This is a genomic window from Aquimarina algicola (assembly GCF_006443095.1).
Taxonomy (GTDB): Bacteria; Bacteroidota; Bacteroidia; order Flavobacteriales; family Flavobacteriaceae; genus Aquimarina; species Aquimarina algicola.
Genome location: NZ_VFWZ01000002.1, coordinates 860,464 through 880,283 on the forward strand (window position 1 = coordinate 860,464; position 19,820 = coordinate 880,283).

General features: G+C 32.5%; 22 protein-coding genes. 17 read left to right on the forward strand and 5 right to left on the reverse strand.

The features are described 5' to 3' along the window. Window positions 1–197: 197 nt before the first annotated feature. Complete coding sequence (locus FHK87_RS26525; protein WP_262711249.1) at window positions 198–332, reverse strand: hypothetical protein; 135 nt, start codon at window positions 330–332, stop codon at window positions 198–200. Window positions 333–1,095: 763 nt separating this feature from the next. Here FHK87_RS26525 and ccoS point away from each other — a divergent pair. The 10 genes from ccoS (at window position 1,096) to FHK87_RS07850 (ending at window position 10,216) form a co-directional block, all read left to right on the forward strand. Next, window positions 1,096–1,290, forward strand: coding sequence for a cbb3-type cytochrome oxidase assembly protein CcoS (gene ccoS, locus FHK87_RS07805; protein WP_140592120.1), 195 nt, complete (start codon window positions 1,096–1,098; stop codon window positions 1,288–1,290). A 1-nt stretch (window position 1,291) separates the two neighbouring features. Continuing rightward, window positions 1,292–3,499: a cytochrome-c oxidase, cbb3-type subunit I gene (gene ccoN / locus FHK87_RS07810; RefSeq protein ID WP_140592121.1), complete on the forward strand. Its 2,208-nt coding sequence runs from the start codon at window positions 1,292–1,294 to the stop codon at window positions 3,497–3,499. Window positions 3,500–3,586: 87 nt separating this feature from the next. Beyond that, entirely contained in the window at window positions 3,587–3,778 is a 192-nt protein-coding gene (locus FHK87_RS07815; RefSeq protein WP_140592122.1) for a CcoQ/FixQ family Cbb3-type cytochrome c oxidase assembly chaperone, read from the forward strand. Next, window positions 3,775–4,740 (forward strand): cbb3-type cytochrome c oxidase N-terminal domain-containing protein, encoded by a 966-nt coding sequence (locus FHK87_RS07820; RefSeq protein ID WP_140592123.1) that lies wholly within the window; start codon window positions 3,775–3,777, stop codon window positions 4,738–4,740. Before FHK87_RS07815 ends, FHK87_RS07820 begins: the two co-directional genes overlap by 4 nt. A gap of 120 nt (window positions 4,741–4,860) precedes the next feature. After that, the gene (gene ccoG / locus FHK87_RS07825) at window positions 4,861–6,282 is read left to right on the forward strand and encodes a cytochrome c oxidase accessory protein CcoG (protein ID WP_140592124.1); all 1,422 of its coding nucleotides are present in this window, start codon (window positions 4,861–4,863) and stop codon (window positions 6,280–6,282) included. 66 nt (window positions 6,283–6,348) lie between these two features. Next, window positions 6,349–6,801 carry a FixH family protein gene (locus FHK87_RS07830; protein ID WP_317133540.1) on the forward strand — a complete coding sequence of 151 codons (453 nt, stop codon included), beginning with the start codon at window positions 6,349–6,351 and terminating at the stop codon, window positions 6,799–6,801. Window positions 6,802–6,813: 12 nt separating this feature from the next. After that, on the forward strand, window positions 6,814–7,515 hold the full coding sequence (locus FHK87_RS07835) for a sulfite exporter TauE/SafE family protein (RefSeq protein WP_140592125.1): 702 nt from the start codon (window positions 6,814–6,816) through the stop codon (window positions 7,513–7,515). 127 nt (window positions 7,516–7,642) lie between these two features. Continuing rightward, on the forward strand, window positions 7,643–8,410 hold the full coding sequence (locus FHK87_RS07840) for a M48 family metallopeptidase (RefSeq protein ID WP_140592126.1): 768 nt from the start codon (window positions 7,643–7,645) through the stop codon (window positions 8,408–8,410). A 397-nt stretch (window positions 8,411–8,807) separates the two neighbouring features. Beyond that, window positions 8,808–9,869: a type III polyketide synthase gene (locus FHK87_RS07845; protein ID WP_140592127.1), complete on the forward strand. Its 1,062-nt coding sequence runs from the start codon at window positions 8,808–8,810 to the stop codon at window positions 9,867–9,869. Window positions 9,870–9,874: 5 nt separating this feature from the next. After that, complete coding sequence (locus FHK87_RS07850) at window positions 9,875–10,216, forward strand: Dabb family protein (protein WP_140592128.1); 342 nt, start codon at window positions 9,875–9,877, stop codon at window positions 10,214–10,216. 174 nt (window positions 10,217–10,390) lie between these two features. Here FHK87_RS07850 and hemN read toward each other — a convergent pair whose 3' ends face one another. The 4 genes from hemN to FHK87_RS07870 all read right to left on the reverse strand — a co-directional run bounded on the left by hemN (window position 10,391) and on the right by FHK87_RS07870 (window position 15,140). After that, on the reverse strand, window positions 10,391–11,752 hold the full coding sequence (gene hemN, locus FHK87_RS07855; RefSeq protein WP_140592129.1) for an oxygen-independent coproporphyrinogen III oxidase: 1,362 nt from the start codon (window positions 11,750–11,752) through the stop codon (window positions 10,391–10,393). A gap of 147 nt (window positions 11,753–11,899) precedes the next feature. Then, window positions 11,900–12,745: a universal stress protein gene (locus FHK87_RS07860; RefSeq protein ID WP_140592130.1), complete on the reverse strand. Its 846-nt coding sequence runs from the start codon at window positions 12,743–12,745 to the stop codon at window positions 11,900–11,902. A 104-nt stretch (window positions 12,746–12,849) separates the two neighbouring features. Beyond that, the gene (locus tag FHK87_RS07865; RefSeq protein WP_140592131.1) at window positions 12,850–13,905 is read right to left on the reverse strand and encodes a response regulator; all 1,056 of its coding nucleotides are present in this window, start codon (window positions 13,903–13,905) and stop codon (window positions 12,850–12,852) included. Beyond that, entirely contained in the window at window positions 13,905–15,140 is a 1,236-nt protein-coding gene (locus FHK87_RS07870; RefSeq protein WP_140592132.1) for a PAS domain-containing sensor histidine kinase, read from the reverse strand. The genes FHK87_RS07865 and FHK87_RS07870 overlap by 1 nt, the downstream gene beginning before the upstream one ends. Before the next feature lie 367 nt (window positions 15,141–15,507). Here FHK87_RS07870 and FHK87_RS07875 point away from each other — a divergent pair, with 367 nt between their 5' ends. The 7 genes from FHK87_RS07875 (at window position 15,508) to deoD (ending at window position 19,787) form a co-directional block, all read left to right on the forward strand. Further along, the gene (locus tag FHK87_RS07875) at window positions 15,508–15,912 is read left to right on the forward strand and encodes a hypothetical protein (protein ID WP_140592133.1); all 405 of its coding nucleotides are present in this window, start codon (window positions 15,508–15,510) and stop codon (window positions 15,910–15,912) included. A 226-nt stretch (window positions 15,913–16,138) separates the two neighbouring features. Then, a complete protein-coding gene (locus FHK87_RS07880; protein ID WP_140592134.1) occupies window positions 16,139–16,435 on the forward strand; it encodes a chaperone modulator CbpM in 297 nt (98 codons plus the stop codon). A gap of 140 nt (window positions 16,436–16,575) precedes the next feature. Beyond that, window positions 16,576–17,460 (forward strand): DUF3298 domain-containing protein, encoded by an 885-nt coding sequence (locus tag FHK87_RS07885; RefSeq protein WP_140592135.1) that lies wholly within the window; start codon window positions 16,576–16,578, stop codon window positions 17,458–17,460. A 65-nt stretch (window positions 17,461–17,525) separates the two neighbouring features. Then, complete coding sequence (locus FHK87_RS07890; RefSeq protein ID WP_140592136.1) at window positions 17,526–18,131, forward strand: DUF998 domain-containing protein; 606 nt, start codon at window positions 17,526–17,528, stop codon at window positions 18,129–18,131. Window positions 18,132–18,135: 4 nt separating this feature from the next. Continuing rightward, window positions 18,136–18,441 carry a thioredoxin gene (gene trxA / locus FHK87_RS07895; protein WP_140592137.1) on the forward strand — a complete coding sequence of 102 codons (306 nt, stop codon included), beginning with the start codon at window positions 18,136–18,138 and terminating at the stop codon, window positions 18,439–18,441. Next, window positions 18,438–19,085 carry a deoxyribose-phosphate aldolase gene (gene deoC, locus FHK87_RS07900; protein ID WP_140592138.1) on the forward strand — a complete coding sequence of 216 codons (648 nt, stop codon included), beginning with the start codon at window positions 18,438–18,440 and terminating at the stop codon, window positions 19,083–19,085. Before trxA ends, deoC begins: the two co-directional genes overlap by 4 nt. 3 nt (window positions 19,086–19,088) lie before the next feature. Next, window positions 19,089–19,787: a purine-nucleoside phosphorylase gene (gene deoD / locus FHK87_RS07905; RefSeq protein ID WP_140592139.1), complete on the forward strand. Its 699-nt coding sequence runs from the start codon at window positions 19,089–19,091 to the stop codon at window positions 19,785–19,787. The last annotated feature ends 33 nt before the right edge of the window (window positions 19,788–19,820 follow it).

The following is a 19,820-nucleotide window of genomic DNA, read 5'->3' on the forward strand; positions in this document are numbered from 1 at the left end:
TTTACTCAATCATCGAGATGTAAACGCCTCATGAACATTATCTATCTGAGGTATTTCACTTTATAAAAGTCATAATGAATTACAAGATTTCATATGATATATATCATATTTGATCAGCTTAGGATATAAATTCAATATAAAAATTAAGGCCAAACTTTGTACAAAATTTGGCCTCTTAGGTTATTATTAAAATTGCTCTAATATGCGTAGCGTTTGATTCTTGCAAACAAAATATCTTCATAATTGTAAAGACTTGGTGCGCAATTCAAAAACATGTTTTGTTTTTGTGCCGCAGTTTTTAATCGTTTTCTTGTATTTCTTAGCGTTTTCATGGTGATTAGTATTTTTAGGTTATAAATTAAAGTTATCTAAAACGTCTTTTTCCGTTCCATATATGACTTTTGGTTCCTTGTGCTCTGTTTGTAATTTGATTGTTGTCTAATGTTCTCATGATTTTTTGTTTTTTAAAATGAATGATATAATTTTAATACTTAATTTTTTACTATCTGTAACGTCTTTTAGCGTTCCATGTATACCCTTTTGTTCCAGTTAATTTTTGAGTAATTTGATTGTTGTCTAACGTTCTCATACTATTTGTTTTTTAATTGATAAATGATTATAATTTTTTTGTGATTCTTATCTATATCTTCTTTTAGAATTCCATAGATGTGTTTTGGTATTTGTTAATTTGTTCGCTATTTGATTGTGAATTGATGTGTTCATGATTGTTACTTTTTGATTAATGAATATTTGATTATTGAATTGTTATCTGTATCTTCTTTTAGAATTCCAAACGTATCCTTTTGTAGCTTCTAATTTGTTTGTGATTTGATTGCTGTCTAATGTTCTCATAATACTTATTTTTAATTTGATTTATACCTACTAGACATCAGAAATCAAATTTTGTTACAGTACTATGCATAAAAAGGTACTACTTTAACATTTAATTCACATTTTAAGCCCTAAAATGCTCTCAAAACAGTATTGTTTTAGAAATTACCCAACTATATCAGTAAAGAATCGACAAAACATGACAAAAGTCATTTTCTAAGATAACATTCACACATAATTTTGGGGCATAAACGTAAGGAAAGTATGGGTGCTATCTATGTATTATTAACTATAAGCATTATTGTCGCTATTGTCTTTTTTGTGGCCTTTATTATTTCTGTCAAAAATGGTCAGTATGACGATGTGTACACTCCTTCTGTTCGAATGCTTTTTGATGATGAACTTATAACAGAGAGCGAAGAACAATCACCATTATCAAATAAAACTAAAGAATCTTAATATGGAAATGGAACAATTTTATTATGACAACAAAATTGTAAAAAAATTCTTGTACGCTACTATATTTTGGGGCGTTATAGGGATGTCAGTAGGTTTGCTACTGGCATTTATGTTTTTGTTCCCTAATCTTACAGATGGTATCTCCTGGTTAAGTTTTGGTCGATTAAGACCATTGCATACCAATGCTGTTATTTTTGCCTTTGTGGGTAATGCCATTTTTGCAGGGGTTTACTATTCTACACAACGTCTGCTCAAAACCCGTATGTTTAGTGATGCGCTAAGTAACATCAACTTTTGGGGTTGGCAATTAATCATTTTGGGAGCAGCAATCACATTACCTTTAGGATATACAACATCAAAAGAATATGCAGAATTAGAATGGCCTATTGATATTGCAATTGCGGTAATCTGGGTAACTTTTGGGTGGAACTTAATAGGTACTATGCTTAGAAGAAGGCAACGTCACCTATATGTTGCCATTTGGTTCTACATTGCCACAGTAGTTACAGTAGCTGTTTTACATATTTTTAATAGTTTAGAATTACCTGTTAGTGCTTTAAAAAGTTATTCTGTATATGCAGGAGTTCAAGATGCACTAGTACAATGGTGGTATGGTCATAATGCCGTTGCATTCTTTTTGACAACTCCGTTTCTAGGATTAATGTATTATTTTATTCCGAAAGCAGCAAATAGGCCTGTGTACTCATATAGATTGTCTATTGTGCATTTCTGGTCTTTGATATTTATATATATATGGGCAGGACCTCACCATTTATTATATTCAGCTTTACCAGACTGGGCACAGAATCTTGGTGTAGCTTTTTCTGTAATGCTAATTGCTCCATCATGGGGTGGTATGATCAACGGTTTGTTAACATTGCGAGGGGCTTGGGATAAAGTACGTACTGACCCTGTATTAAAATTCATGGTAGTAGCCATTACAGGATATGGTATGGCAACTTTTGAAGGCCCTATGTTATCTCTTAAAAATGTAAATGCAATTGCACACTTTAGTGATTGGGTTATTGCCCATGTTCATGTAGGAGCATTAGCATGGAATGGATTCTTGACCTTTGGGATGGCATACTGGTTAATTCCTAAACTCGCCAAAACAAAATTATGGTCTACAGCATTGGCAAATGTTCACTTTTGGGTAGGTACACTGGGTATCGTTATGTATGCATTACCAATGTATGTTGCCGGTTTTGTACAAGCTTCTATGTGGAAGCAATTTAATCCTGATGGAAGCCTGGTTTATGGTAACTTCTTAGAAACCGTAAACGAGATCATACCCATGTATTGGATGAGAGCTATTGGAGGAAGTTTATATATCCTCGGTATTTTTATTATGGTTTACAATGTCGTAAAAACTGTAAGACAAGGAAGTACAATTACAGACGAATTAGCAGAAGCGGCTCCATTGACAAAGGTAACCAGATTCAGAACTGCAAAAGAGACTTATCATACTTGGTTAGAAAGAAGACCTGTTAGATTAACCATATTTTCTACCATTGCAATTCTCATTGGAGGAGCGGTACAAATTATACCTACTATAATGGTAGAATCAAATATCCCTACCATCTCTAGTGTAAAACCTTATACTCCCCTAGAGCTTGAAGGTAGAGACATCTATATCCGAGAAAGCTGTGTATCATGTCACTCACAGATGATTCGACCATTTAGAAGTGAGGTAGAACGTTATGGCGAGTATTCTAAAGCAGGAGAATATGTTTATGACCATCCATTCTTATGGGGTAGTAAACGTACTGGACCTGATCTGTTTCGTGTTGGTGGTAAATACTCTGACAACTGGCACTTAAACCATTTCTATGATCCACAAACCACATCTTCGGGCTCTATAATGCCAAGTTATAAATGGCTAATTAAAAATGAGCTTGACAGATCAGATACTGAAAAGAAAATGGAAGCGATGGTATCTCTAGGAGTACCCTATACAACAGAAGAAATCGCAAAAGCCCAGCAGTGGATGGATGAACAAGCAACACAAATAGAAAAAAACTTGTATAGCGATCCTGATTTTGCAAAAACCTATGAAGCTGACAAAAAATATGCAAAAGAAAATGGGTTGGAGTTTGTAGAAATGAGAAATCGAGAAGTTGTAGCACTCATCGCGTACATACAACGATTAGGAACCGACATAAAAGTGACTAATAAAGATGGTGAAGTTGTTCAAACCGAAAGCAAATAACATTTCATCAAACTAGTAAGAAATCATATTACATGATTTAAAAACATAATAAAAACAGTTTCACTAACTATATAAATAATTATCATCATGCTAAAATTCATCAAAGGCCATATGGAAAGTATCGAAGGCATAGAAATTTATCCTATGATATCATTGCTCATATTTTTCGTCTTTTTTGCGCTATTATTTTGGTGGGTAATCACATCAAAAAAAGAGCATATACAAGAAGTTAGTCGAATTCCATTAGAAACCGAAAACGAAAAAGAATATAACCTATGAGAAGCATCGCATCCTACATAAGAATTATTGCCTTTTTAGCACTAGCTTATATTTTAATAGAAGTAACCGTAGAAACCGGTGACGAATCTGCCTTTATCGCTGAGCCACTATCATGGTTAGGTCTAGGAATTGTATTCTTATTTGCTGTTGCAATCGAAATCAGTCTGGCAGCATTAAAAAATATTTTATTCCACTCTCTTAATGAAGAAGGGCAGGAACGTTTTCTTGTAGCAGAAAAGGCAAGAAAAGAAAAACAATTTAGATGGATCAAAACACTATATCTAAAACTACTTGATAGTAAGCCGGTAGAAGAAGAGCACGATATTATACTTGATCACAATTATGATGGTATCAAAGAGCTTGACAATAATCTTCCGCCTTGGTGGGTATATGGTTTTTATGTAACTATTATATTCGGTGTTGTATATCTTATCCGTTTTCATGTCTATAACGACTACAATCAGATCGAAGAATATGAAACAGAAGTGGCAGAAGCTAGAATAGCTATAGAAGAATATAAGAAAAATGCCAAAGATCTTGTAGATGTTAATACCGTTACATTGCTTACTGATGCAGCCGACCTCAAAGCGGGTGAAGCTATATTTACAGCGAATTGTGTAGCTTGTCACAAAGCAGATGGAGGTGGCGGTATCGGACCAAACCTTACTGATAAATACTGGATTTTGGGAGGTGGTATCAAAAATGTTTTTAATACAATTTCTGAAGGTGGTCGAGATGGAAAAGGAATGGTCGCCTGGAAACAAACATTAAAGCCGGCAGAAATGGCTCAGGTAGCCAGTTATGTACTCTCATTCGAGGGTACTACCCCAGCAGATCCAAAAGAACCACAAGGTGATATCTGGGTTGATCCTGATGCTCCAAAAGGAGAAGAAAAGACACAACCTGAAACAGAAACAAAAGAGACCGTATCAGACTCTACGTCTGTCGCTGTTAATGAATAAAAGTTAAATATGAAATTCCCCCTTTTTTAATGTCCCTAATAGCATAGTCGAAACGTATCGCAATGGCAAGCGTTTCGACTATGCTTACATTGGCATTTTAACATCAAAAAACAAATCACATTGGAAACACCAGCCGACGAAAAATTTAGAGATTCGATCAGTACGATAAATGAAGAAGGAAAACGCGCTTGGGTACATCCAAAAAAACCAAGTGGTAAATTTTATAACTACCGTATCTGGGTTAGTTATGGATTATTACTATTCTTTTTTGCTGCTCCTTTTATAAAAATAAATGGCAACCAGTTCTTAATGTTTAATGTTCTGGAACGCCGCTTTAATATTTTTGGAGCGCCGTTTTGGCCACAAGACTTTCATCTATTCGTTATCTCGATGATCATTGGGGTTATATTTGTTACATTATTTACAGTAGCTTTTGGTAGATTATTTTGTGGATGGGTTTGCCCGCAAACTATATTTATGGAAATGGTGTTTCGTAGAATTGAATATTGGATAGAAGGAGATCGAGGAAAACAAAAACGACTTGACAAACAACCCTGGAATAGTGAAAAAATAAGAAAACGAGGACTCAAATGGTCTATCTTTTTTATCATCTCATTTTTGATCGCAAATACTTTTCTATCGTATCTTATAGGAAGCGATCAAGTAATACAATATGTTACCGATGGTCCTCTAAAACATTTTAGTGTTCTTATTCCACTATTAATATTTACTACTGTATTCTATTTTGTATTTGCATGGTTTAGAGAACAGGTTTGTATCATTGCTTGCCCTTATGGCAGACTACAAGGTGTATTATTAGATTCAAAATCTATTGTTGTTGCATACGATTATAAAAGAGGTGAAAGAGAATCCGGTAGATCAAAATTTAGAAAAAATGAAGATCGTACTGCATTGGGCAAAGGAGATTGTATAGATTGTTTTCAATGCGTACATGTATGCCCAACGGGAATCGATATTCGTAATGGTACGCAGCTTGAATGTGTAAATTGTACTGCTTGTATTGATGAGTGTGATAAAATCATGGAAAGTATTAATCTACCAAAAGGATTAATTCGCTACGCAAGTGAGGATAATATTGCAAAAAAAGCAAAATTTAAATTCACTCCAAGACTTATAGGATATAGTGCTGTTTTATTTATTCTTATGAGTGTTTTCATGGGGATGGCTTTATTAAGAAACGATATAGAAGCCAATGTATTGAGGCTTCCCGGGCAGCTTTATGAACGTAAAGAAAATAATATGATTAGCAATGTATATACCTATAAACTGGTCAATAAAACATCTGATCCTATAGAAGATATACATTTTGAACTATTATCTCACAAAGGTAAAATAGAGGTAGTCACACATAAAAACTTTACTGTTCCCAGACAGGGACTTGCAGAAGGAACTTTATTTATAGAAATCAACGCTTCTGCCTTAAGTGGCGATAAGGATAAAGTAAAAATAGGGGTTTTTAGTAATGACAAATTAATAGAAACAACCAAAGCTGCCTTTTTAGGCCCTAGAAGTTATAAATAAATTAGTGTTGAATCTGATGAGCAAATGACAACTGTTTACCGCTTATCTCCATTAAAAAGTAAAAAGATGAAAATTAAAATAAATTGGGGCGCAGCAATTGTATTAGCTTTTATTGGTTTTATATCCTTTATATTATTTTTTGTGATTAAAATGAATACTAACAAAAAATATAAACACGATCTTGTTACAGAAGAATATTATAAACAAGAACTTCATTTTCAAAAAGAGATCGATGCCGAAAAGAATGCCATAGCCTTAACAAAAAATATAACTATACAAAAAACAGACTCAGGATTATTACTTTCTTTTCCACAAGATAAAAACTACAATGATATTTCTGGAACAGTTTCTTTATATAGGCCATCAAATAAAAACCTGGATTTCGAAATCCCGATAGCATTATCTAATCCTGAACTTTTAATCAATGATGAAAATATGATAGAAGGAAGGTGGAATATTAAAGTGAACTGGAAATATGATAATAAAGACTATTTATTTAAAACCTCTTTGGTATATTAAATCAATATACACATGCTTATCTCTGCATTCATACTTGGTATTTTAGGTAGTTTCCACTGTGTAGGCATGTGTGGACCTATTGCTTTTATGCTTCCGGTAAGCAGAACTCATAATGTTTCAAAATTCTTTCAGATAGGGTTGTATCATATCGGTAGATTGTTGACGTATGCCATCATAGGAATACTCTTTGGTATTATTGGCAAAAGCCTTAATCTTTTTGGGTTTCAGCAAAAATTATCAATCTTCATAGGGTTAGCTATGATCCTTGTCATTCTATTACCTCATCGTATTTTTGCCAAATACAATTTTTCTAAACCTGTTTATAAGGTTATTTCTAAAGTAAAAAATGCACTTGGCAAAGAATTAAAAAAGAAAACACCTGATACTTTTTTAACTATTGGTTTTTTAAATGGTTTTTTACCTTGCGGACTGGTATATATTGCCGTTTTTGGCGCTATTGCATCTGGTAATATATTAGAAGGAGGCCTATATATGATCTTTTTTGGATTAGGAACCATCCCTTTAATGACAGCGGTCGTTTATACTGGTAGTTTTTTGTCTGTTAATATTAGAAACCGTATTCAGAAAGCAATCCCTGTATTTGTGGTGATTATTGGTCTGATTTTTATTATTCGTGGACTTGGACTTGGTATTCCTTATCTTTCTCCAAAACCTGCTACCGAAATGGTATCTTCTGGTTTTGAATGTCATTAAGCAGCTCTAAAATATTCCTTTTCTCAAAAAAAGATTTAATTCTTCATAAAAACCCCTGAAAAAAGGGATTATATCGACCACAATAAAAACTAATTTTACAGCAAGCTAATCTATAAATTACATTACAATGAAAAATTGCATCGTATTAGTATTAATGATCATCAGTTTTACAACCCAAGCACAATTTGGGAAACTCCTAAATAAAAAAAACATTGGTGCCGGAGAGAAACTGCTTAAGGCAGCTACTTTATCAAACGAACAGATGAAAACGTTATCATTACAATCTGTACAATGGATGGATGAAAATAATCCGGTAGCAGAACAAGGAGATCCTTATGCTGATAGATTGGCAAAACTAGTATCCGGTCTTGAGAGTGAAGATGGTTTGGATTTAAATTTTAAAGTTTACAAGGTTGTAGATATCAATGCTTTTGCTACTCCGGATGGTAGTGTTCGTGTAATGGCAGGATTAATGGATCTTATGACTGATGATGAGCTTTTGAGTGTTATTGGTCATGAGATAGGGCATGTAAAGCTAGGACACTCAAAAAAAAGATATAAATCTGCCTATGCTGTTTCTGCTGCAAAAGACCTTGCTGTAAACAATACAGGAGCCGGTCAAATCCTTGCAGATCAAGAAATTGGTGGTTTTGTTGAAAATGTTTTGAACGCACAATTTTCTCAATCTAATGAATCTGCTTCTGATGAATATGGATTTAAATTTCTGGTAAAACATAATCATAATTATCACGCTATGTCATCAGCTTTTCAAAAATTAGCAGATCTAAGTGGAGATGGAGGTAAGGGTTCATTAACCTCATCCCATCCCGGAGCACAAAAACGTGCAAAAAAAGCTAAAGAAAGAGCCAAAAAACAAGATACTAAGAAGAAATAAGGTTAAACATGATATTGATTTTATAAAAACTGCATAATAGGTCATGGTTATTGCAATAGCAGTTTTTATTTGAAACCCTCATAAGCGTGCATTATTATGAGGGTTTTGTTTTGTGTGAAAAAATGTATCAAAATTAATTTTAGCATCAATATATTTTTATTAAAACAGTGTCATGGCAAAATAAAAAACACTAATCTCTTCATATTTATTTCTTTACAATTAATTTCACTTCAAAATGTAACCCTATATAATAATAATCTTAAAAGGTTTACATTTAGTATACAAATAGTAAAATCGTCCTTTTAGAGGGAATTCTTACATAATTTTTTGTAATCGGTACCGTTTACCATCGACAAATTCAACATAGTAAAATTATTAACCACTTAATCACACACAAATGTCTTTAGTAACAAAGCCTACCGTAATTTTTCCTGAACATGAAGTTAGTCAAGATCAAATGGTCAATGTCTTAAAAGAGTTATTTCCTTATCATCCAAAATGGGATACTGTTGAGCGTATGATACGAAATACTCAGGTGGACCATAGAAACCTACTTTCACCTATTGATCAAGTAATTACGCACCCCGGATTTGAATACAGAAATAAATTGTATAAAGATCATGGATTAAAAATGGCATCAAGAGTAGCCAAACAAGTATTAGATGATAACAAAATGACACCAAATGATATAGATATGCTTATGGTGGTATCTTGTACTGGTTTTTTAATGCCTTCACTTACTTCTTATATAATAAGTGATTTAGGATTTAGACCTAATACAAAACAGCTTCCGGTGGCGCAATTAGGATGTGCAGCAGGCGCATGGGCGCTTAATAGAGCGTATGAATATATCAAAGCTTATCCTGATCATAATGTTTTATTATTATCAGTAGAGTTTTCTTCATTATTATTTCAACCAGAAGACAGCAAGATTTCCTCTTTGATTTCAAATTGCTTATTTGGAGATGCCGTATCCGGGTGTATTATTAAAGGAGCGTATGAAGATGGTGATGAAGGATACCTAATAGAAGGTATCGATTCTTTTGTGAAGAAAGATTCTGATCATTATATAAAATATGATGTAAAATCAACTGGATTTCACTTTGGATTAGATAAAGAAGTAATGCACAGTATTAAAGACGTAGCTCCAATTATGAAAGGTCTTATTAAAGATGAATGCGAAAAAGAAATTAATGATTTGGATTTTCACTTATTTCATACAGGAGGCAGAAAAATTTTAGATGAACTAGTTTCTAACCTTGATTTGGTAGAAGAAAATGTTTCTAAGAGCAGACAAAGTCTTAAAAATCATGGAAATATTGCTAGCGGTGTCGTTTTGGATGTATTAAATAAAGAATTTGAATCCAAGACAAGAAAAAATGGTGACACTGGTATGATGGCAGCTTTTGGTCCTGGTTTTACCGCAGAGATAAATCATGGAACCTGGATCAAAAATTAAAATTTATGGTTTTTCACATAGTAATTTTTAAGCTCATCCAAAATAATGATGATGCTATCGACTTTATAAAAAGAGAATTGTTATCATTAAAAAAACTCCCTGAAGTTTTAGGACTTGATATCGTAGAAAAAGATGCAGTTATAAAAAATGATATTGAAGGAGATATTGTTCTGTTTTCTCAATTCAAAAATCGAAAAGATTTACAATCTTATATGGAAGCTCCTATACATCTAGAGGTAATCAAGAATACTTCGGGTAATATAGAGAAAAAACATATTTTAGATTTTAATTCTACCGTTTTTGATAATTTTATAAATCAGAAATTGATAAAAGACACAACATTATGAGATAGGATTTTCTATCCATACAATGAATATAAAACCCTCAAAACAAAAATTTTGAGGGTTTTATACTTATAATGAAGCACCTCAGAGGAAGCCCATTAGGGATTCTTTGATTTCGAGGCAAGTCTCAGAATATTTAAATTTTGATTATCGAGTAAAAAGAAAATCAAAATTAGATTAAACAGTCATAGAAAATAATTGCGTTTCTGGTTTTTTGCGTTGCAATCTCATATCAAATGCCATACAAATATTACGTACAAAAGGTCTGCCTTTTTGGGTAACCATAATTTTATGGTCTGTAATCTCTATCAAACCATCATCTTCTATGGGTCTCAGTCGTAGTAATACCTCTTCCAGGTCATTAAAATACATTGTTTCACTTTTCCAGTTGGTCTCAAAATGACACATGAGGTTAAGAATATGTTTTCTTATCACCCGATCTTCTTCTTGCAAAATATGCCCTCTATACACAGGAATAATACCTTCTTGAACAAGGTGTTGATATTCATCAATTCCTTTGACATTCTGTGCAAATCCATACCAGCTATCACTAATAGAAGATACTCCCAAGCCAATCATCATTTGTGTTTTTGAAGCAGTATACCCCATAAAGTTTCTATGTAGTTTTTTATTTTTCATAGATTGATATAAAGCATCACTTTTTAAGGCAAAATGATCCATTCCTATCTCTTCATAACCTACTTCAGAAAGCATTTTTTTACCCATTTCATATTGTTTTCTTTTTAGGCTAGCAGAAGGAAGATCGTCGTCATTAAAACCTCTTTGCCCATTTCCTTTCTGCCAGGGCACATGAGCATAACTGTAAAAAGCCAATCGATCAGGTAATAATTCTTTTGTTTTTAAAATGGTATCCTTAACTGCTTCTTCCGTTTGAAAAGGCAATCCAAATAATATATCGTGACCAACGGATGTATATCCTATTTCTCTTGCAACTTTGGTTACAGTTGCAACGTTTTCAAAAGGTTGAATTCGATGTATTGCTTTTTGTACTTTTTCATCATAATCTTGCACTCCAAAACTTACCCTTCTAAAACCAACATCGTATAGTGCTTGCAAATGTTCTTTGGTTGTATTATTTGGGTGTCCTTCAAAACTCAGCTCACAATTCTCTGCTTTTTCTGCATGTAGAAAAATTCCATTGATGAGATAGGTAAGATGCTTAGGAGAAAAAAAAGTTGGGGTTCCGCCTCCGAGATGAAGTTCTTGGATTTTAGGCTTTGATCCAAGTGCATTCAAATACAAATACCATTCTTTTAGAACTGATTTGATATAGGGTAACTCTACAGCATGTTGTTTGGTAATACGCTTGTTACACCCACAAAAAGTACACATACTCTCGCAAAATGGTAAATGAATGTAAAGGCTAATCCCTTCTACTGCATTACTTTCTGAAAATGATTTCTTTAAAGAACCGATCCAATTTTTTAAAGAAAACGTATTGATGTCCCAATAGGGAACGGTAGGATAGCTAGTATAGCGCGGCCCCGGGATATTGTATTTATCGACTAAACTGCACATTATTTATATATTTTTGTTTTTGTTGATTCATCTTCATTATGTAGTATTTTACATATCATTCACGTAAGGGCTTTATCTTATATTTTTAATGTGTCTAATCAGTTAATTGCCATAATTATAGTATTGAATAATTTGAGGCAAAATATTTTATTCATGTAATACCAAAAATGGTATTTCGGTATGATAACTAATCTTTTCTACCAAGGGATTAAACAAAATTCTTTGAAAAAAATTAAGGTTTTTTGCTATCATTGTAATGATATCAATCTCTTTGTGTTCTACAAAGCATTGTACCGCCTCTTCCATATTTTTATTACATGATGAGTGAAAGCTATGATCAATATTTTCACCTAAATAATCATCTAAAAAGTCCTTGTTTTTCTCTTGTAAAGAAGTAAGTTGCTGATCTTGCTTTGTGATATGCAATACTTTCAAAGAGGCACTGTTTACAGAGAGAATCTCTGTAATGGTATCTAATATTTTACTTTTGTAATAGATATTATAATCTGTAGGAAAAGCAATGGTTTCAGGTTTTTTATATCTCGCTTTTTCCGGGATGACCAAAACGGGGCATTTTACTTTTGTAATGACATCTCCGGTATTTGTCCCGACTGCTCTTTGTCTTATTCCTGAAGCACCTTTGGTCCCCATTACAATAAAATCAATACTTTTTTCGGCAACTTGTTTTCGCATCGCATCAATAAAGAATAGATGTTCATGTATTGTAAAAAAGCGATGATTACTGCCTATTACAGGAAGGTTTTTCACTTTCTTGAGTAAATCATTTAATTGTTGTTTTGGATCATCAGTAGCCACTTCTCTATTAAAGAGGGCATCTATAGATCCTTGTGACAACCCATGAGTGACATTTTGTGAAGGAGAAACATGAAGAAGATAAAAATTACAACTCACTTTTTTGAAAAAAGAAACCCCATATTCAATGGCGTTCCATGAATTTTCAGAAAAATCAGTCGGGATCAAGATATTCTTCATGTTTATACTTTCTTAATACAGCAAATGTATTAGGATGTATTCATGAAAAGTATGACAAATATCAGTTTTTAAATCATTTGCATTTAAGAATTTGTCAGCACTTTTTATTCAACAAGCTGAAGACGAGACAAATCAACGATTTTAATGTTACGGCCTTCGATTTCAATAAGGCCATCTTTTTTAAAACTTGATAGTGTTCTTATTAGACTTTCTGTTGCAATGCCAGCCACACTTGCCAAATCGTTTCTTGATATTTTTATACTTTCTTCTGGTTTTTTATTTAGCACTTGAGCAAATTGCAAAATGGTTTGCGCTGTTTTTTTGCGTACAGAACTATATGCCATTTGCAATAACTGTTCTTTTATTTCTGAAAGATTATCGCTTAATAGCTCCATTAATTCTAACGAAATATTTTTGCTTTTCTCTAATATATTTTTGAGATCACTTTTTGACACTCCTGCTAGTTCTGTTTCTTCTACAGCAGTAGCGGATTCTTGATAAGGTGTATTGTCTACAAAAGAAGTAAATCCAAGAAAATCATCTTCTTTATATAAGGCTGTGATCAATTCTTTACCGTTTTCATCCATTTTATGGGATTTTACAATCCCTTTAAGAATCAAATATATTTTATTAGAATGATCACCTTCTTTATAAATAAGTTCTCCTTTTTTGTGTTTTGATATCTCACCATGATCATCAAAAAAGTTCTTAAGCTCATGTAAATTTCTTAATTCATCTTCATCATGATCATTTTTATCTTTTGATTCTTCAACAATAATATTGGCTAAGAGTTGTGCTTTTGCCAAACGGCTTTCGATGGCACTGATCAGTTCTTCTTCATCAAAAGGTTTAGTCAGATAATCATCTGCTCCCATATCCATTCCTTTTCTTATCTCTTTGTGTTCGGTTTTGGCGGATAAGAATATAAAAGGTATATGATTTGTTGACTTGTCATAAGATAGTGCTTCTAGCACTCCATAACCGTCAATTTCGGGCATCATAATATCGCAAACGATAATATCCGGTTTCTCTTCTTTTGCTTTGGCTATACCTATTTTTCCATTAGGTGCTGTGGTAACATTATAGTCAGATAACTCTAACAATTCTGCTGTGTTTTCACGCAAAGCCGTGTCATCTTCAATTAATAAAATTGTCTTCATTATTGGTCGTGGTTGTTTACAACTGGTATTTTAACAATAAAGGTGGTTCCTACATTTTCTTCGCTTAAAAAGCTAATCGCTCCACCAAGATTTTCTAAATGACTCTTTACAATATTAAGCCCTATTCCTGTTCCTTGATCTAATAGTGCATTTTCTGCTCTAAAATATCTGTTGAATATAAACTGTTGTTCTTTTTGTGGTATCCCTATTCCCTGATCTACAATTTTAAAGGTAAGTACATTATCTTCAAGACTTACTTGCAAATCTATTGTAGTATGTTCTCTAGAGTATTTTACGGCATTATTTATCAAATTCGACAAAATAAGCTCCAGTATTTTTTCGTCAAAATCCAAAACGTAATCATCAATATCCATCGGATAATTAATCCTTTGACCGTCTTTTAATAACATATTTGCATCATAAACGACCTCATTGATCACTTTGCTCAGCGGAAAAGTAGAGAATTTATAATTTACTTTTCCTGTCTCTAGCCGTTCTACTGACAAGAAATCATTAAGGATATTGTCGAGATATTTTACTTTACTTCTTATAGTAGTTAAGTGTTTATCTCTTTTCTCTTGATGTTCGGTTTTTGTATATTTTTGTATTAAAGTTGCTGAGGTAGAAATCCCACTCAATGGCGTTTTAAACTCATGTGACACTAGAGAAAGAAATTTTGTTTTCAGATCATTTAAATCTCTCTCTTTTTTGAGAGATTCTTTCATCCTTGCCTCTGCTTCTTTGCGCAGTCTTACTTCTTCTTCTAACTCTTTTATTGTTTTACGAAGCTCATGAGTGCGTTCTTCTATTTTTTCTTCGAGTTGAACATTAAGATCAATAATTTTTTGTTCTTGTAGTTTTCGTACTGTTATGTCCATTATTAAGGCCATAACATATGTTCTGCCCTCGATCAAAAATGGGTTTAATCCGGCTTCTACCGGAAAACGCGAGTTGTCTTTTCTAATTCCAAAAAGATCTCGTCCTTTTCCCATTGCTCTTTTCCCACCTTCTTCTACAAAAGAATCAAAATGTTTTACGTGGTCTCTATGATATTCTTTGGGGATCATTACGTTTAAAGGTTGCCCTTTAAGTTCTCCTTCTTCATACCCAAACATTTCTTCAACATAAGTATTGGTCGCCACGATATACCCTTCTTGATTAACCACGATCATACCCTCAGAAACACCTTCGGCCAACATTTTGAAAACACCTTCATGCCTTTCAAAAACTCCCATACAGCACTATTTTATTCATTATTTACTATTAAAATGATCCTGGTTACTTAAAAAAGAATATTGCTATCTCTCAATTTTGTATTTCTCAAAAATAAGACAAACAATTATAAAAATTCGTATCTAAGATTTCTTATCATAGTTTGTTTGATATACTTTAACTAAAAATTAAGAGTTAGGAATACTCTTACAAATCTAATCTTAAACATTACATAAAAAATTGACCCCATCACGTTTCATTTTCCATTCTTTTATGAAATGAATATAGTTTCTCTCCAAAATTTTAAATTTTACTAATCTGATTAATATCATAAAAAACCTCAGTATGACTCTCTAATTTTATCATATGAATTTGTAAAAGTTATATGTTATGAATACTACATCAAATATAGGATTGACATTTTATCAGAATTTAGGAAAATTGTTTTATGCTGTTGCAGCTTCTGATAAGGTAGTAAGAGGCTCTGAATATGATTCATTAAAAAAAATTATAAAGACAGAATGGGTACATGTTGATGATCTACAAGACGAATTTGGAGCTGATGCAGCTTTTCAAATCGAAATTATTTTTGATTGGCTTAATGATAAAGAACTAAGTGCAGAAGAAGCATTCAATGATTTCAAAAATTATTACAACGAAAACAAACATCGTTTCAGTAATACCATCAAAATCATGATCTGGAATACAGTCAATACCATTGCTGGTGCTTTTTCTGGCAAAAACAAATCAGAATTGACAATGTTGGCTAATCTCAAACTAATGTTTGATCGATAAGTAAACTACTTTGAGATAAGCTTTGGAACACTTACATCTCGAGTGTCGAAAAAAGTGATAAATACGATCCATAAAGAACAGACTGACAGTTTTTTAATGCTGTATCTAATTTCAAACAGAACCTGTATATCAATTAGTGAATAAAAATAATATTCATCACACTGTATTGCATTCTCAATACTTATCTGACAAAATTAAAAAATATCCAAACTTTAAAATCATTGCTATGACAAAAGAAAATCTTATCCCAGCAATAGAATTTTGCAGTCTTCATGAGATAGAATTATCCTTTATCAACTCTTTGCACGAGTTTGGGTTAATTGATATTGTTACCAAAAGACATACTGCATTTTTACGAACAGAAGAGCTCCCCAAATTAGAGCAATTTTTACTTTTTAAGAAAGAGTTAAACGTAAATCTCGAAGGTATAGATATCATTATCAAACTATTAAAACGTGTGCAAGAAGTGCAAAAAGACATGAGCATTATCAAAAATCGTTTTCAATTGCACGAGAAACCTTGACTTCAAAAATAACAATTCCTTCTATTGCTAAGTTAATAAACTGATAAACAACCTGTTTCAAAAAGACAGGAAGCTGATCAAAATCATATTTTTTAAAGAGTGATAGCAGTAATTTTATGTAACTTCTTAAAGATAAATTTATGAAACCATTAATCTATTGTCTTTCTCTTTTGTTTGTGTTTGCATGCAATGAAAAGTCTAAAGAGCCTTCTGAAACTCAAAATAGACCGACAGAGCAACCCATTACAACGATACAGCAAGACACTTTACCTGTTTTTTCTGAAATAGAACTGATAAAAGAACAAGAAAAAACAAAAGCAATAAAAAAACAAAAACTTCTTGCGGCAGAAGATGATAAAACTCAATTACAAGAGCTTTTGATATCTAAAAGTTTTTTTAAAGATGAAGATCAATATACTCTTGAGTATCGGTATCCTTTTTTAAATGAAAATATCGATCCCAACTATGCTACTTTTAATAAATATATTAAAGAAAATTATCTCGATATAGAGAAAACCGAAAACGAAATATTAGAAGACAAAGAACTGATTTGTGATACATTAAAAATCAACAGATTAAAAGATAAAAGAAGTATTGATTACAAGGTATATGATATAAAAAACAATCTGATCAGTGTTGTACTTTACAAAGAAAATTATTATTCTGGTATGCGATATTCTACATACTTATTTGATTGTATAAACTTTAGTCTGGACAAGCATGATTTTGTTTATTTTAATGACTTTTTTGAGGACGGATCTGAAAAAGAAATGTTCAATATTATAAACAAAATTATCAAAGAGAATATCCAGTCTGGTGAGATGTATTATGATTGTTGGGAGCTATCTGAAGGAGATTTCAAAGCCTATAAAAACAACTTTGTTGTCAATCACGAAAATGTTGAATTCTATTTTGATGACTGTGTTATTTGTCCTTCATATACGGGAACATACTCTATAATAATACCTGTAAAAGAAATTCTGCATCTTGTCAAAAAGTTTAATAATACTCCAATCATAAGTTAGGTAGATACAAGGAACAAATCTATATACAATCTGGTAAAACCCTTGAACAATTAAAAATTGAAACTGTGAAAAAGGTATTTTATATTCTTTTTAGGTACGTATACATATTGATGATCATTGTTTCGATAATATTACCTTTTTTTACAACAGAAGGATATTCGATATTCAAAAATACTTTGAGTGAGTTAGGAGCTCAAAACACTTCTTATAACTGGGTCATAAACATAGTTTTTATAGCACTTAGTTGCATAACTATTATTGTAGGCATAACACATTTGAAAGGGTATTACATTTCGCTTATACTTTTGTTCTTGTTTATCATCTCTTTTTTTATGACCGCAATTTTTTTACATGCTCCTATTGATACTTCTTTAGATTTTAATCATTTTGAAGATGAGTTGCATTCTGTTTTTTCTACGGCAACAGGAATTTTTTTCTGCATCTATAGTTTATCTGTTAGTTTTATAACCAAAAAATTTGATCATAAGATATTATCCATTCTTGTAAGTCTTGTCGCGCTAATTTTATCATATTCTATGTTTGTACATTCAGACTTTAGAGGAATATACCAAAGAGGGATATTTATTATGGCATTTGGATGGTTATTGTATGCTTTTAAAAACTATACATATCTTGATCCCAAAAATCGTATTTTAAAGCTCAAAAAATAATTTTATGAAAGATCGTTTTACCAATATAATCAATACTAATACACCCGTACTAATTGACTTTTATGCAGACTGGTGTGGACCTTGTAAGATGCTCTCTCCTATATTGAAAGAAGTAAAAGACGAAATGGGAGAGCGTATCAAAGTCATAAAAATTGATGTCGACAAAAACCAGTCTTTGGCAGCACAATATCAAGTTAAAGGAGTTCCTACTATGTTATTATTCAAAAATGGACAGCAATTATGGAGACAATCAGGTGTGCTTCAAAAAAATGATATTATCAATACCATCAATTCATATATTTCTAAATGAAAATTAACACATATATAGATCATACCATATTAAAAGCAACAGCCACTGTTGATGATATCAAACAACTTTGCAAAGAAGCTAAAGAACATCATTTTTATGCTGTATGCGTAAATGGTTACTATGTTGCTCTTGCTGAAAGTGAACTTATGCAGACTGATATCAAAATTGCGGCAGTGGTAGGGTTTCCCCTTGGGGCAACGTCTTCCTATATTAAGGTAGAAGAGGCAAAACATTGTATTGATCAAGGTGCTCACGAGATTGATATGGTGCTCAATGTTGGTTTATTAAAATCAGGAGGATATCAAAAAATTATAGAAGAAGATATTAGAGCAGTAAAAAAAGCTATAGGAAACAATGTGCTAAAAGTAATTTTTGAAAACTGTTACTTGACTACCGAAGAAAAAAAGATCGCTTGCAAACTATCTTTGAATGCCGGTGCAGACTTTATAAAAACCTCTACAGGTTTTGGTACAGGCGGTGCAACACTAGAAGACGTGCAGCTTATGATTAACGAAGTACACGGTAGTGTAAAAATAAAAGCTTCGGGAGGTATTCGAGACCTTAATACTGCAAAACAATATATAGATTTGGGGGTTTCCAGAATTGGTACTTCGTCAGGAATACAAATCGTAAATCCAACATAACAAATGAGTATTCACATATCAGCAAAACCTGGAGAAATTGCAGAGACCGTATTATTGCCCGGTGACCCATTGCGTGCACAGTGGATTGCGGAGACTTTTTTAGACAATCCTGTTTGTTATAATAACATCAGAGGGATGTTAGGATATACAGGGTTTTACAAAAAAAAACGCATTTCTGTACAAGGAACAGGCATGGGTATTCCTTCTACGCTGATTTATTGTCATGAACTTATTACAACGCATAAAGCAAAACAATTGATAAGAGTAGGATCTGCAGGAGCATATCAAAAAGAAATACATCTTAGAGATATTATTATTGCAATGTCTGCATCTACCACCTCTGCAATTAATGCCAATAGATTTCCTAACTCGTTTTATGCTCCTACTGCAGATTTTGATTTGTTCTCAAAGTCAATTGCATATGCCCAAAAAAACAATATCACAATTAAAGCGGGTAATGTATTATCCGCAGATCAATTTTATGATGATGATCCTAATTTTTATAAAAAATGGGCTGAATTTGGGGTGTTATGTGTAGAGATGGAAGCTGCAGGAATTTACTCTATTGCTGCAAAACACAAAGTAAAAGCATTAACTATTCTCACTATATCTGACTCTTTGGTGACCAAAGAACAAATACCTGCATCAGAACGAGAAAACTCTTTTACTAAAATGGTTGAAATTGCACTAAATATTTCCTGATTTTAAGCTACTTTGTAATCCCTATACGCTTTT

Excerpts from the sequence above, each read along its gene's own strand:
- FHK87_RS26525 (WP_262711249.1), bottom strand. The coding sequence starts at position 332 with ATGAAAACGCTAAGAAATACAAGAAAACGATTAAAAACTGCGGCACAA.
- ccoS (WP_140592120.1), top strand. The coding sequence starts at position 1,096 with ATGGGTGCTATCTATGTATTATTAACTATAAGCATTATTGTCGCTATT.
- ccoN (WP_140592121.1), top strand. The coding sequence starts at position 1,292 with ATGGAAATGGAACAATTTTATTATGACAACAAAATTGTAAAAAAATTC.
- FHK87_RS07815 (WP_140592122.1), top strand. The coding sequence starts at position 3,587 with ATGCTAAAATTCATCAAAGGCCATATGGAAAGTATCGAAGGCATAGAA.
- FHK87_RS07820 (WP_140592123.1), top strand. The coding sequence starts at position 3,775 with ATGAGAAGCATCGCATCCTACATAAGAATTATTGCCTTTTTAGCACTA.
- FHK87_RS07830 (WP_317133540.1), top strand. The coding sequence starts at position 6,349 with ATGAAAATTAAAATAAATTGGGGCGCAGCAATTGTATTAGCTTTTATT.
- FHK87_RS07835 (WP_140592125.1), top strand. The coding sequence starts at position 6,814 with ATGCTTATCTCTGCATTCATACTTGGTATTTTAGGTAGTTTCCACTGT.
- FHK87_RS07840 (WP_140592126.1), top strand. The coding sequence starts at position 7,643 with ATGAAAAATTGCATCGTATTAGTATTAATGATCATCAGTTTTACAACC.
- FHK87_RS07845 (WP_140592127.1), top strand. The coding sequence starts at position 8,808 with ATGTCTTTAGTAACAAAGCCTACCGTAATTTTTCCTGAACATGAAGTT.
- FHK87_RS07850 (WP_140592128.1), top strand. The coding sequence starts at position 9,875 with ATGGTTTTTCACATAGTAATTTTTAAGCTCATCCAAAATAATGATGAT.
- hemN (WP_140592129.1), bottom strand. The coding sequence starts at position 11,752 with ATGTGCAGTTTAGTCGATAAATACAATATCCCGGGGCCGCGCTATACT.
- FHK87_RS07860 (WP_140592130.1), bottom strand. The coding sequence starts at position 12,745 with ATGAAGAATATCTTGATCCCGACTGATTTTTCTGAAAATTCATGGAAC.
- FHK87_RS07865 (WP_140592131.1), bottom strand. The coding sequence starts at position 13,905 with ATGAAGACAATTTTATTAATTGAAGATGACACGGCTTTGCGTGAAAAC.
- FHK87_RS07870 (WP_140592132.1), bottom strand. The coding sequence starts at position 15,140 with ATGGGAGTTTTTGAAAGGCATGAAGGTGTTTTCAAAATGTTGGCCGAA.
- FHK87_RS07875 (WP_140592133.1), top strand. The coding sequence starts at position 15,508 with ATGAATACTACATCAAATATAGGATTGACATTTTATCAGAATTTAGGA.
- FHK87_RS07880 (WP_140592134.1), top strand. The coding sequence starts at position 16,139 with ATGACAAAAGAAAATCTTATCCCAGCAATAGAATTTTGCAGTCTTCAT.
- FHK87_RS07885 (WP_140592135.1), top strand. The coding sequence starts at position 16,576 with ATGAAACCATTAATCTATTGTCTTTCTCTTTTGTTTGTGTTTGCATGC.
- trxA (WP_140592137.1), top strand. The coding sequence starts at position 18,136 with ATGAAAGATCGTTTTACCAATATAATCAATACTAATACACCCGTACTA.
- deoC (WP_140592138.1), top strand. The coding sequence starts at position 18,438 with ATGAAAATTAACACATATATAGATCATACCATATTAAAAGCAACAGCC.
- deoD (WP_140592139.1), top strand. The coding sequence starts at position 19,089 with ATGAGTATTCACATATCAGCAAAACCTGGAGAAATTGCAGAGACCGTA.